General features: G+C 47.8%; 12 protein-coding genes. 6 read left to right on the top strand and 6 right to left on the bottom strand.

Annotation, left to right across the window (positions count from 1 at the left end; genetic code table 11):
• Nucleotides 1-13: 13 nt before the first annotated feature.
• The gene (locus tag LEPBO_RS0102895) at nucleotides 14-415 is read right to left on the bottom strand and encodes a hypothetical protein (RefSeq protein WP_017286031.1); all 402 of its coding nucleotides are present in this window, start codon (nucleotides 413-415) and stop codon (nucleotides 14-16) included.
• A gap of 232 nt (nucleotides 416-647) precedes the next feature.
• Between LEPBO_RS0102895 and LEPBO_RS0102890 the strand changes: the two genes are divergently transcribed.
• From LEPBO_RS0102890 to LEPBO_RS0102875, 4 genes are all read left to right on the top strand, one after another.
• A complete protein-coding gene (locus tag LEPBO_RS0102890) occupies nucleotides 648-986 on the top strand; it encodes a hypothetical protein (RefSeq protein ID WP_017286030.1) in 339 nt (112 codons plus the stop codon).
• Between the two features lie 118 nt (nucleotides 987-1,104).
• A complete protein-coding gene (locus LEPBO_RS0102885; protein WP_017286029.1) occupies nucleotides 1,105-2,076 on the top strand; it encodes an ABC transporter ATP-binding protein in 972 nt (323 codons plus the stop codon).
• 2 nt (nucleotides 2,077-2,078) lie between these two features.
• Nucleotides 2,079-3,737 carry an ABC transporter permease gene (locus LEPBO_RS0102880; RefSeq protein WP_036044347.1) on the top strand — a complete coding sequence of 553 codons (1,659 nt, stop codon included), beginning with the start codon at nucleotides 2,079-2,081 and terminating at the stop codon, nucleotides 3,735-3,737.
• 91 nt (nucleotides 3,738-3,828) lie between these two features.
• A complete protein-coding gene (locus LEPBO_RS0102875) occupies nucleotides 3,829-5,019 on the top strand; it encodes a M28 family metallopeptidase (protein WP_017286027.1) in 1,191 nt (396 codons plus the stop codon).
• 59 nt (nucleotides 5,020-5,078) lie between these two features.
• On the opposite strand, the gene LEPBO_RS0102870 is transcribed toward LEPBO_RS0102875, so the two are convergent.
• Nucleotides 5,079-5,567: a crossover junction endodeoxyribonuclease RuvC gene (locus LEPBO_RS0102870; RefSeq protein WP_017286026.1), complete on the bottom strand. Its 489-nt coding sequence runs from the start codon at nucleotides 5,565-5,567 to the stop codon at nucleotides 5,079-5,081.
• A gap of 50 nt (nucleotides 5,568-5,617) precedes the next feature.
• Here LEPBO_RS0102870 and LEPBO_RS0102865 point away from each other — a divergent pair, with 50 nt between their 5' ends.
• Both LEPBO_RS0102865 and LEPBO_RS0102860 read left to right on the top strand, forming a co-directional pair.
• Nucleotides 5,618-6,274, top strand: coding sequence for an endonuclease III domain-containing protein (locus LEPBO_RS0102865; protein ID WP_017286025.1), 657 nt, complete (start codon nucleotides 5,618-5,620; stop codon nucleotides 6,272-6,274).
• Nucleotides 6,275-6,329: 55 nt separating this feature from the next.
• Nucleotides 6,330-7,004, top strand: coding sequence for a M15 family metallopeptidase (locus tag LEPBO_RS0102860; protein WP_017286024.1), 675 nt, complete (start codon nucleotides 6,330-6,332; stop codon nucleotides 7,002-7,004).
• Here the strand turns inward: LEPBO_RS0102860 and mnmA are convergent.
• From mnmA to LEPBO_RS35950, 4 genes are read right to left on the bottom strand one after another with little or no spacing between them, the layout of a single operon-like run.
• Complete coding sequence (gene mnmA / locus LEPBO_RS0102855; RefSeq protein WP_317135180.1) at nucleotides 6,972-8,090, bottom strand: tRNA 2-thiouridine(34) synthase MnmA; 1,119 nt, start codon at nucleotides 8,088-8,090, stop codon at nucleotides 6,972-6,974. The two genes, LEPBO_RS0102860 and mnmA, sit on opposite strands and share 33 nt — an antisense overlap.
• 2 nt (nucleotides 8,091-8,092) lie before the next feature.
• A complete protein-coding gene (locus LEPBO_RS0102850) occupies nucleotides 8,093-8,986 on the bottom strand; it encodes a hypothetical protein (protein WP_017286022.1) in 894 nt (297 codons plus the stop codon).
• Entirely contained in the window at nucleotides 8,983-10,797 is a 1,815-nt protein-coding gene (locus tag LEPBO_RS0102845) for an aspartate kinase (protein ID WP_017286021.1), read from the bottom strand. The genes LEPBO_RS0102850 and LEPBO_RS0102845 overlap by 4 nt, the downstream gene beginning before the upstream one ends.
• A gap of 53 nt (nucleotides 10,798-10,850) precedes the next feature.
• Nucleotides 10,851-12,083, bottom strand: coding sequence for an alpha/beta fold hydrolase (locus LEPBO_RS35950; RefSeq protein ID WP_017286020.1), 1,233 nt, complete (start codon nucleotides 12,081-12,083; stop codon nucleotides 10,851-10,853).
• Nucleotides 12,084-12,262: the final 179 nt, after the last annotated feature.

The raw sequence follows: 12,262 nt of genomic DNA, 5'->3' as shown, positions 1-12,262 counted from the left end.
GACAAAAGTAGCATTAGTTACCGACCAACATATTCATCATTTCTGCATGTAGAAATGCAATATCGGGATCACGTTGAATCGCTTGGTCATACTTCTGCTCAAGGTTCGATCCCGTTACAGCGGGACGAAGAAGCTGTTTTGTCTGCGCTAACAATTCGCTTGCTTGCTCCATCGTGATCGGTTCTTTCGCATCCAACGCTTCATCAATCTGCACAATGAACTGCGAAATCGGTCGTAACCAAGCAAACCGCTGGTCTTCCAGCACTAAGCGAAAAAACTCAGTATTCGTGACTCGTCCATGTTCTTGCTCATAGCCCATCCGCTCTCCATCCAATAGGGCTTTATGCAGCCGTAAGAGCGCGAAACGGACTTGTCCCAAGCGTTGTAGCGTCGCATCAAACTCAGTCAAAGACATCCGGCAAACTCTGGTAAACACTGTCTTCATCTTGGCATATTCACGCGATCGTGGAGTAAGCCTCAGCCGCCGATTCGCACCCCAAAAACTCTATCAAAAGTTCATACAGGCAAGCGATTTATTAAGCTTCTGCTGGAATATCGAGAGTCTCAAGGTCACCGCATTTGCGATTTGGGAATCTTAAGGTCACCGCATTGACGATGCGGAAATATCTTTACTCAATCTCAAAACTATGCGCGCTTCCCAATCTCTCTCTCGCTTCGTGATTGCTCTAGGTTTGATGACCGCATCATTTGCACCGATGCACAAGGCAAACGCGGAAAATGCAACGGCTTATCCGGCTGAAACAGTCGCAGCTTTCACGAGCACTTGTACTGAACAAGGCAGCAGCAAAGGAATTCCGGCTGAAGTTATGCAACAAATTTGCGCTTGCAGCATCGACGCCCTTCAAGAACAGTATACCTTTGAGCAGTTTGCGAAAATTGATGCGGATTTAGGCGCTGGCAAACCTGCACCTGCGGAGATGGATATGATTGTTCAGGGTTGTGTTAAAGAATTTATTAGCAAATAGACAAATTCTTCTGATTTAAAATTAACGGGAGCATAATTATGCTCCCGTTTTTTGTAAAGAAATTCCGCATCTGAAAATTCTGAGGTTAAGCTATCGTTCAAATGACTTACGTTGACGTATGGCAAGTCCGCAACTCTCTGCGCCGATTCAGCGATCGCTGGCAATTTCTACACAATCTTTAACGAAACGATTCGATCGTCGTCCCGTCGTGAGTGATGTCCATCTCGACATTGCGAGCGGCGATGTCTACGGATTAATCGGACCGAACGGAGCCGGAAAGACCACCTTAATTCGGATGCTGGCGCTGATCGAAGAACCCACGATCGGCGAAATTCATTTCAACGGTCAGCGCTACGATCGCCATAACACTGCTGAGATTAAGCGCTATCTCGGTTATCTTCCCGACGACTTTCCGCTCTATGACGACCTGAATGTCTGGGATTATTTAGATTATTTTGCACGGCTATATCGACTGCGTGAACCGCGACGCTCCCGAAGACTCTACGAAGTGCTCGAACTCGTTCAACTGACTCACAAGCACAAGGCTCCGATCTCAACGCTCTCACGGGGGATGAAACAGCGCTTAGGCTTGGCGCGAACCGTCTTGCATGAGCCGATGATTTTACTTCTGGATGAGCCAGTTTCAGGGCTTGATCCCATCGCTCGAATGCAGTTTCGAGAAATTATTAAAACCTTACAATCCGCAGGCATGACAATTCTGATTTCTTCACATGTGTTGAGCGATCTAGCAGAACTGTGTACGTCGATCGGCATGATGGAATTAGGTTATCTTGTGGAGAGTGCATCGCTTCAAGATTTATATGCTCGTCTGAGTCAGCAGCAAATTCTGCTCTCAACTTTAGGATCATTAGATGATCTCACACGAGAACTTAAACATTCACCCTTCATTCAATCTGTTGAACCTGTCTCAGAGACTCAACTCAAAGTCGCGTTTTCTGGAAATCAGGAGGATAGTGCTGACTTACTACGATCTCTGATTCAAGCCGGAATTCCGCTGACCGAGTTTCACTGCACACAGGAAGACCTCGAAACGATTTTTCTCAAACTTGGACATCAACAGGCATCATGACTATGCTGGATCAAATTGGTAATCTCAACCCCCAACTTTTACGAGAACTGAAAGGGCGGCTCACTTGGCGCAATATTCTAATCGTGGGCGCACTCTCGATCGTGGCTCAAGTGCTCGTCTTTCTCTGGTTTTATGGTCAACTTCCAACCCCAGAAGCCTATCAATATAATCCCTACTGTGGGCACATGGTCGGCGGTGAGTTTATTCAAGGTTGCACCGAGAATGTTTCTGCCAAGACTTTCGCGATTGATTGGATGCTGTGGTGGCAGCACTTTGCACAAGCGTTGCATACCTGTATTCCCTTTGTCTTAATGCTTTCAGGAACGTATTTTTTACTCAGCGATTTGCAAAATGAGGAACGTCAAGGCACGCTTGATTTTGTTCGATTAAGTCCACGATCGGCATCAAGCATTTTACTCGGTAAAATCTTGGGTGTTCCGATTTTGGTGTATTGTGCGATCGCATCTCTGCTGCCTTTACATATTTTTGTCACCTCAAGAGCGGGAAATCTCAGCTTTTTGCCCAGTTTCTACATGATGCTAGCAGCAGGCTCATATCTGATTTTTAGCTTTACTTTGCTCTTTGGCTTTTTTAGTAAATCGACTCTCAAGCGATCTGCTCAGGCGCTAGGTGTGACCGTCTTCTATGTGTTGATGGTTGGAGCTATTTTTGTTCCAGGATACATCATGTGGAATTCAGAAACGGTCTGGAAAACCTTACTAACAGCGCCAATTTTATATATCACTTCTCCTGATTCAAGTTGGTTTTGGTTTAGCTTACCAATTAGCAACAATACAGCGATCGCACATCTGTTTACGCTTTTGAATATTGCGATTCTCAATGGATGGGTGTGGCAAGGCTTAGCGCGATGTTTCCATCAACCTAGCACCACAATTTTGCACAAGCGTCAAAGCTATGGATTAGTCTTTTATCTGCAAAGCTTAGTGCTAGGTCTGAGCTTTCAAACGTATGTGAGTAAGGGCACTGATGCACCCCAAGCATTCGGAACCGTCTTGCTCCCAATTGTCCTGAATCTGCTGATTTTTCTACCTTTGGCTGCAATTCTCTCCCCCCAACGTCAGACGGTCATGGATTGGGCGCGATACCGTCACACTCAATCGCCGCGATCGTCACTTTTGAAAGATCTGTTGTTTCATGACCACAGCCCAGCCGGACTTGCAATGATGGTGAATTTAGCGATCGCTGGAATTCTTTGGCTTGGCATCTCCACATTTGGAACTGATCGAATCTGGAATGGCACACAACCCAATGCACTTTTGGTCTTGATTAGCCTCACAACGCTTGCACTTTATGCTGCAATCATGCAATGGCTGGTCATTCAGAAAACGTCCAAACGGAATTTTATTGCGATCGCGTTGATTACCATCTTGCTCTTGATTCCGCCTGCATTCGCTGCGCTCCTCTCTTCTAGAGGATTAATTTCGATCCCGCTTAGAGACATTGTGCTCCTCACATCGCCTTTTCTTTGGAGTGTATCTCCCGAGGTTGTATCTCCCCTCGCAGTTTTGAGCGCGCTGCTAGGTCAACTCAGTTTCATTGCTGGAATTAATGCACTGATTGCTCGCCAAGTTCGTCAAATTGGTGCTTCTGAAATGAAAGATCGATTTGCTAGACTGCAACCCAGTGGTTCAGCGCAATAGCTCTGCTGGGGAGATAGGGAGCAGCAATCTGAGTCTGATTTATTTCTCCCCATCCCCCCACTCTCCACTCCGCAAACTTCATAAGGTATCTATGCTTTTCAGGTCGCGACGCACCTTGCTCAATCTTGCGATCGCAATTTTCACGATCGTGCTTTCCCTCAGTTTGAGAAGTCCAAATTTTGCAACGGATTTACTCACTGCGGATGTACAAGCTTTAGTCAAAATGGGAGCGCGGGTCACAGGATCGCCTGCTGCTGAACGAGCTAGCGAATTTTTGGTCAATGAGTATCGCAAAGCAGGCTATCAAGTTGAAATCCAACCCTTCAGCTATCCGAAATTTGCAGATGTCGGCTCTGATTTGACCGTCAATGGAACTGCGATTCGAGTTTGGGCAATGGTGCGATCGCGATCGGGTCATCCTTCTGGAAAGCTCGTTATAGTTCCAAATTATGGAACATCTGAAGACTTTCAAACCGTGAATGTCAAAGGCGCGATCGCGCTGGTTCGACGGGGTGGAGGGCTGACATTTGCTCAGAAGATTGATCATGCGGCAGCAGCAGGCGCGATCGGGATTGTGATTGTGAATAACCAATCTGATAATGTTCGCGGCATGTTGATGCAACCTTCTCCAATTCCTGCTGCCGCGATTTCTGGAAAAGATGGTGCACCCTTACTCGCCCAACCGACTGAAGCACAAGCAACACTGAATGTGCAATCTCGCCCGAATGCAGTCGGACGCAATATCATTGCTCATTTGCCGGATGTGAGGCAGCCCAAGTTGATCATTGGTGGACATTTTGATTCAGTAGAAAACTCGCCCGGAGCCAATGATAATGCCTCTGGAACTGCGGTGATTTTGGCATTAGCACGTCAGTTTGCTCAGTCTACTGAAGCGCAGCAAATTTGGTTTATCAACTTTGACGGCGAAGAAGATGGACTGAAAGGTTCAGAGGCGTTTGTCGAGCAACTAGACTCGGCGGTGCTCAAGAGCTTGAAAGGAATGATCAATTTTGACATGGTTGGCGTGAACGATCGCTTATTGATTGATGGTTCAGGAGCCTTAAGCGCGGTAGCGACGCAATCAACGCGCGAAGAAGTGAGATCGAGTCGATTTGGCAGAAGTGATCATGCTTCTTTTCAGGCAAAAGCAGTTCCAACCTTGTTCTTTTTCCGAGGCAAAGACCCAAACTACCATTCGCCGAGTGATAAAAGTGTCGATCCGCGCTTACTCAAAGAAACTCAGCAAGCTGCTAGTAAAATTATTTCGCAGTTGCTCAAATAATCGTTGTCTAATTGCGACTTTGCTAAAGGCGTACCATCGAAACCTCGACCTTTGTGCAGCTATTTCACATTTGCCCGCGCACCCGATTGGGCAGCAAACGCGATCGCTAAGCCATCTGCTGCATCATCTGGCTTAGGAATTTCAGATAACCCAAAAATCATCATCACCGCTTGCTGCATCTCTGATTTCTGTGCGCCATATTTGGCAACGGAAGCCTTCACTTGCGATTGATGTAAAAAAATTGGCTCATTTAGCCCATATTCTCCCAAAGCAAGTTCAATCACTCCTAAGGCGCGCAGTACCTTATTTGCAGAGGTTGTCTCACGCGTAAAAAACGGCATTTCTAAAGCGACTGCATCGGGTTTGATCAACTCACACAGTTCGCGAATGTCGTCGTGAATCTGCTTTAAGCGATCGTAAATGAGCGAAGTCGAGGCTGTTTTAATGACCCCGTAATCGATGACGTGATCATCTTGAATTGCACCATACCCGATCGTTGCGATCGCAGGGTCGATTCCTAAAATAACTTTGCCTTGTAATGTGAGCATTATGGTTCGATGGACTATCGGCTTCCATAATACACCCGCACTATCAAAACATGTCGAAACAACCGTTTGAGATCGAGCAGGTCATAGCTCGAATTCGTGAGGCAGTGCAAGAATTTCCCAAAGCTGCCATGTTTGAACTCTACGAAGATGGCTATCAATCGTTGTTTGAGCAATTGATTAGCTGTTTGATTTCTGTTCGGACTTACGACGAGGTGAGTTTACCCGTTTCGCGGCGATTATTTGATCGAGCGCGCACCCCTGAAACGATCGCACAATTGTCGATCGCAGAAATCCAAACCTTAATTCAAGACTGTACCTACCCAGAGCAAAAAGCCCAGCAGATTCATACGATCGCCCAGCAAATTCTCACAGAGTACCAGGGGGAACTTCCAGCCGATTTAGACGTATTACTCAAGTTCAAAGGAATTGGGGTGAAATGCGCGCATCTGGCACTAGGAATTGCCTGTCATCAGCCTTATATCAGCGTCGATACACATGTGCATCGAATTACGAATCGCTGGGGATACGTGCAAACTAAAACGCCAGAAAAAACCACGATCGCGCTGACAGCAAAGTTGCCAAAACAATACTGGATCGAGATCAATCAACTGCTGGTTCCATTTGGTAAACACATTTGTACTGGAAAACGCCCTCACTGTGCGACCTGCCCGGTGCTTGAATGGTGTGAACAAATCATTCAGCCGTAGGGAACTCTGAGTACGATCGCTGAATCCATATCAATTAGTTGGTTATGCCCTCGCCATGCAAGTTTCTCGAATTCAATTTCTATTTACGTTCGTTGTCGCTTTGACGATCGCGCTGTTCCTTCACAACCCAGTTGGAGCAGTTCAACTCAATCCAACAGTTCTCGTTGACATTCGATCGATTAATCCCCGGATTGCGCTCGACATTCGCTACGCAACAACAAATAACTTTGTCAAACAAAAGCTTTACCCTGAAGCGCGATGTATTTTACGCGCGGCAGCGGCACAACAGTTATCCCAAGTGCAAACCGCTTTAGAAGCACAAGGATTAGGGTTAAAAGTATACGATTGCTACCGCCCTTTAGCGATTCAAAGAGCACTTTGGGCGATCAAACCGGACGATCGCTTTGTGGCAAATCCAGCCTATGGATCGCGCCATAATCGGGGGATGGCAGTTGATCTTACGCTCGTCGATCGCGCTGGAAACGAATTACCAATGCCGACCGGATTTGATGATTTTAGCGATCGAGCGTCTCGCAGCTATAAAAATCTGCCCGCAAACGTGCTCAAAAATCGTCAAACGCTCGAAGACGCGATGGTGAAAGCGGGGTTTATCCCGCTCTCTACTGAATGGTGGCACTTTGACGCAAAAGGCTGGCAGAATTACGCAATTCGAGATATCCCGTTTAGCACCATTCCTTCAACTGCGCTCAATAATTCCACCGCCAAGTAGCACTTCACCGTCGTACCAAACTGCCGCCTGACCGGGTGTAATACTAAATTGCGGTTCATCAAACACAATTCGCACGCGGTTTCCTTCTAAAGGAATCACCGTTGCAGGAGTCGCGGTTGAGCGATAGCGAATTTGTACTTCTGCTTTAATTGGGGCTGTTGGTTGAGCGATCGACACCCAATTAATCCGCGAGACATTACATTCAGGGTTTTGCGCCTGCGATCGTTCTCCGACAATCACACGATTCATCACCGCATCCAACCCGATCACATAGAGAGGTTCACTGTGCGCGATTCCTAAACCTTTGCGTTGCCCGATCGTATAGTGATGCACCCCTTCATGCTGACCGAGAACTTTACCCGATTGATCGACAATTTCGCCTTGGCGAGGCGCAATGTATTTATCGAGAAATGCCTGCATTGAGCCATTCGCTTCGACAAGACAGAGATCTTGACTTTCTGGCTTATCGGCAGTGTGCAATCCAAAGCCCGCCGCAATTTGGCGCGTTTCAGTTTTGTGCTTCTCACCCAAGGGGAACAGCACTTGAGACAGGACGGTTTGATCGAGATCGTAGAGGAAATAGGACTGATCTTTGGATCGGTCGATCGCTCTTAGCAACTGATATCGTCCAGTCGTTTCATCGAATCGAATTCGCGCATAGTGACCTGTGGCGATTTTCTCGATTCCCAAGGTTTCCCGCGCATACTTCAGCATCGGAGTAAATTTCACGGCTTTATTGCACTGCGAACAAGGCAAGGGCGTAATGCCTTCGCCATATCCTGCAACTAGATAATCTACGATGTTTTCTTGAAACACATCCCGACTATCGACAATGTGATGCGGGATGCCCAACTCCTCACAAAGTTTTGCAGCATCGACCATGCCTTCTGAGCAGCACTGACCTTTCCCTTTCATCAACCAAAGGGTCAGCCCCACCACGTCATAGCCTTGATCGTGCAACGTGGCAGCAGCAACAGAACTGTCCACCCCACCGGATAGACCTACCACAACTTTGTTCATCGGAGTGTCATCATCAAAAATCCCTTCTAGGCTAACATTTTGCTGTGAGATTCGGGGATTCGGCACATTCAATTAATCGTTGAAAACTGACGCAGCAATTCTTCTCGTGACGCGGATAAGAGGATTGGCGTAAATTCGTTCGGAGGCAAGGTTGCAATCCGATCGACAATTCCAGCCAGTTCTGAATCTAGAGCGTTAAACCGCGACATGAGCAGACTCTCGATCGTCGATCGACGTTCCTCCTCTCGTCCTTCTTCTCTCCATTCCTGTCTGCGCTGTAGATAGATTGGGGACAAATTCATAAATAGTTCCTCCTCGTCTTCAGTCAGATTTCGCCGTAGCTCTATCATAGTGCGCCATTCAGTTAACAATTCCAGAACGATCTCTTTCATTCGGTGATCATCTGGCAGAGCATTGAATTCCTGAATCGCTTTTTTCTGCGATCGTCCACGACCGAGAATCCGAAGCCATAAAGTATCCGGAGTCTGTGGAAGTTGATGCAGGACAATTAACCCAGTGCGATAAGCATTTGGGTGATGATAGATGCCACTTTCCCAGGTCCGTTTTCGGCGATTGGCTCCAAATTCACGACGCAGTTCGACAGAAGCAGAAGGAACCAGAATCCAAAGCCGAGGCATGAACTCTGGGGGAATCGTTCGTTTTTCGCGGTTGGCTTTGCGGAGCAGTTCTCGACGGAGGGAAATGAGTTTGCCCACGCAGTCGAGAATTTGGTCTTCGTCAGCAGGATTTCGGAAGGGTTCGATCAAACAAGGCGTAGTGGTCAGCTTTCCAAGTAAGCCGAGGTAGGCTCGTTCAGATTCCTCGACGGATTCAGGAACGAACCAGATATCGGCGTAGCGAGTTTCCGCCTTAATTGGGAGATTGGGTGTGACTTGCCCGATCGGAGAAAGCAGTTCTTCCAAATACGCCTTGGCAAAATGATCGTGAGGCGTTTGGGTCATGCAGAGACTTGAATTCTCTGAGTTCCTGCCAGTTCAAATGCGGCATGAATCGCTTGCAGTGCTTTCACACCTTGGTCTTCTGACACGACACAACTGACTTTAATTTCAGAAGTCGCAATCATTTGGATGTTGATTTCGTGCTTGAAGAGTGCCTCGAACATTCGAGCGGCAACTCCGGGCTGTCCGACCATTCCAGAGCCGACAATGCTGACTTTTGCGATCGCGCTATCGACCACAACCTCGCCATAGCCAATTTCCGATCGCGCAGCTTCAAGCGTTTGTTTCGCTGCATCCGCATCCATTTGCGCCACGGTAAAGGCAATATCACGTGTCATCACACCATTCACCATGCGGCAGCGCTGCGATTGAATGATCATATCGACGCTGATGTTCTGACCGGCAAGAAGCTGGAAGATTTTTGCCGCCATGCCCGGACGATCGGGAATGTAGCGGACTGCAACTTGTGCCTGCTTCACATCTAACGCAACCCCTCGCACAGCAGCAGCAGAACTCGGTGCAGCTTGTGCCGATGCTTTGACTCCAGATTGTGAGATTTCAAAGACTTGGCAGAGGGCAGAAATTGCGCGATCGCAATCCACTTCATCCACCACACAACTGACTTTCACTTCAGACGTTGAAATCATTTGAATATTGATTCCAGCCTCTGCCAAAGTTGAAAACATTTGAGCGGCAATCCCCGGACGACCAATCATGCCTGCTCCCGCGATCGTAACTTTGGCAATATTTTGCTCAATCATCACGTCAGGAGCGGATTCTGGATTGATCGCATAGCCTGCGGTTAGAGCCGGAATAATTGCGCTGGCAACCGCTTCAGCCCGAGTCAGAGAGTTTTTGACCACTGTGAAGGCAATATCATTCGTATTTCCTTCGTGAATCGATTGAATAATCAGATCGACATCCAGTTTTTGCGAGGCAATCTCGCCAAACAATTTCGCGGCAACACCCGGACGATCGGGAACTCGAAGCAAGGCAACTTTAGCTTGATCGGTGTCGAATTCAACTGCATCAACCGGACGAGCAATTTCTAAACCTTCGAGCGGGCGCGGCTGCGGTTGAGGCGATCTCACCCAGGTTCCAGGATCATCTGTCCAACTCGATCGCACGACTAAGGGAATGCCGTAGTTTCGAGCAATTTCAACAGCACGCGGATGCAGAACTTTCGCCCCCAGGCTCGCGAGTTCTAACATTTCATCGCAGGTAATCTCCGTCATCAGTTGCGCGTCTTCAACCAATCGGGGATCGGCGGTGAGAATGCCTGGAACGTCGGTGTAAATCTCACAGAAATCAGCTCTGAGAGCAGCAGCCAAGGCAACGGCTGATGTGTCAGACCCGCCTCGACCCAGCGTTGTAATTTCCCAATTTTCAGTACTGCTGATGCCTTGAAAGCCTGCAACAACGACCACTTCGCCTTGATTGAGATGGCGTTCTAAGCGATCGGTAGCAATTTTCAGAATTCGGGCGCGGGTATGATGCGTTTCGGTAATGATTCCAACCTGCGCACCTGTGAGCGAAACGGCGGGCTGTCCGGCTTCGTGGAGTGCCATACTCAAAAGCGCGATCGACACTTGCTCTCCAGTGGACAGCAGCATATCCATCTCTCGACGATTCGGAGTGGCAGAAATATCGTTTGCCAGTTTGACTAATCCATCCGTCGTTTTTCCCATCGCTGAAACGACGACCACCACAGAATTTCCAGCTTCAACGGTTTTCTTCACTCGTTGCGCGACGGCTTGAATTCGTTCGACCGTTCCGACCGAAGTTCCCCCATATTTCTGCACAATTAACGCCATGTGTCCCCACTCCCAAAGCTTCGCCTTGCATCATCAGTTTGATTTTATCGCTCTTATTGCAGGGAACGGCGAGAATTTTTGATCGGGTCAGGGGTGAGGACTTGTGCTTGAATCCACTGCATCAATTCAGCGTTAACTCGCTCTGGGCATTCATCATGGGCGCAGTGTCCGGCATCTTCTAATTCGATGAGTTGCAGGTGCGGATTGTAGGTAAGAAATTGCTGCGCTGATTTGATCGGAATCATCCGGTCTTGTTTGCCCCATAGGAGCAGTAACGGTGCGCGAATATTGCTGAGAATCGATTGCAGATTCGGACTAAATTTTGGATGAGTCATCGCTTTGAGAATGGCACAAAATGCCCGCGCAGAATCGCGCTCATGAGCAGGCTTGGATAGAATTTCTAGCAATTCATCGGTGACTGCTTCTCGACCCGCGTATGCTAACATCACCCAACGGCGAATAATCTTCGGGTGTCTGAGTAAGTAAAACAAAGGATATAAGACCCAAGAAGAAGCAAAAATCGCTTGAATGAGTCTGACCAATGGACGCATGATCGCAGGAATAATCTCGTGCTGACTTGCGGGATCAGGCAAGCTAATCATCGCAATGCCGCGCACCATTTCAGGATATTTTCTAGCTGTGACAGAGCAGATGAGCGACCCGATCGAATTTCCAACTAAGACGACCGGCTTATCAACGCAAGTCCGCCAGAAATCATGAAGCTGTTCGACCCAAAGCTCGATCGAGTAATCAATATCAGGCTTATCAGACGCGCCAAAGCCTAATAAGTCGATCGCATAAACACTATGATGTTTTGCCAGCACAGACATATTCTGCCGCCAATGCCCGATCGAGCCACCAAAGCCATGCACAAAGATCACAGGCACTTGACTTCTAGGATTGGGAATCACGGAATGATTGATTTTCCAGTTGTGCCAGAAGAACGTTTGCTGATAGCCCAGTTTCCGCAATTGCGCGATCGAGGGTACAGATTTGACCGAGTGTAGATCAGAAAAAACGGGCTGAAAGAATTCGGTCAGTCGAAGCGCCAATTCCTCGGATCGAGGACTCAGCAATGCCCACCCCATTGCCATTAAGGTTGTGACAAAGAGTTGAATCAGTTCGACAGCAGAGGGAAATCCACCCGAAAAGAGGGCAAAGGTACGATCAACGATCGCCAGCAGCCAAGCCAGAATTCCAAACTCCCACAAGTCAATTTTGAACTGATCCAGAAATGGCTGAAAGTCCTCTAGGGTAAATTGGCGTTCAGTGGTTTGGCAAAACATAGAATCTGTGTCTTCTACAGAACAGTTCCTTTACTGTGGAACGCGATCGCCAAAGTTTCCTCTATTGAAGTGAGTGCTCTACGAAAATCTCAAGGTGCATCTTAACAACGGCTAACCTTTCCTCCGACAGATTTCGCCCCTTCAAACATTAGTTGAATGGAAAGAAGAACCGATGAGGA

The sequence above is a fragment of the Leptolyngbya boryana PCC 6306 genome (assembly GCF_000353285.1).
GTDB classification, from domain to species: domain Bacteria; phylum Cyanobacteriota; class Cyanobacteriia; order Leptolyngbyales; family Leptolyngbyaceae; genus Leptolyngbya; species Leptolyngbya boryana.
The sequence above is the reverse complement of the archived record's forward strand: the minus strand, read 5'-3'. Positions and strand labels throughout refer to the sequence as shown.

Bases quoted from the DNA above. Each gene is read 5' to 3' on its own strand.
- LEPBO_RS0102895 (WP_017286031.1), bottom strand. From the start codon at position 415: ATGTCTTTGACTGAGTTTGATGCGACGCTACAACGCTTGGGACAAGTC.
- LEPBO_RS0102890 (WP_017286030.1), top strand. From the start codon at position 648: ATGCGCGCTTCCCAATCTCTCTCTCGCTTCGTGATTGCTCTAGGTTTG.
- LEPBO_RS0102885 (WP_017286029.1), top strand. From the start codon at position 1,105: ATGGCAAGTCCGCAACTCTCTGCGCCGATTCAGCGATCGCTGGCAATT.
- LEPBO_RS0102880 (WP_036044347.1), top strand. From the start codon at position 2,079: ATGCTGGATCAAATTGGTAATCTCAACCCCCAACTTTTACGAGAACTG.
- LEPBO_RS0102875 (WP_017286027.1), top strand. From the start codon at position 3,829: ATGCTTTTCAGGTCGCGACGCACCTTGCTCAATCTTGCGATCGCAATT.
- LEPBO_RS0102870 (WP_017286026.1), bottom strand. From the start codon at position 5,567: ATGCTCACATTACAAGGCAAAGTTATTTTAGGAATCGACCCTGCGATC.
- LEPBO_RS0102865 (WP_017286025.1), top strand. From the start codon at position 5,618: ATGTCGAAACAACCGTTTGAGATCGAGCAGGTCATAGCTCGAATTCGT.
- LEPBO_RS0102860 (WP_017286024.1), top strand. From the start codon at position 6,330: ATGCAAGTTTCTCGAATTCAATTTCTATTTACGTTCGTTGTCGCTTTG.
- LEPBO_RS0102850 (WP_017286022.1), bottom strand. From the start codon at position 8,986: ATGACCCAAACGCCTCACGATCATTTTGCCAAGGCGTATTTGGAAGAA.
- LEPBO_RS0102845 (WP_017286021.1), bottom strand. From the start codon at position 10,797: ATGGCGTTAATTGTGCAGAAATATGGGGGAACTTCGGTCGGAACGGTC.
- LEPBO_RS35950 (WP_017286020.1), bottom strand. From the start codon at position 12,083: ATGTTTTGCCAAACCACTGAACGCCAATTTACCCTAGAGGACTTTCAG.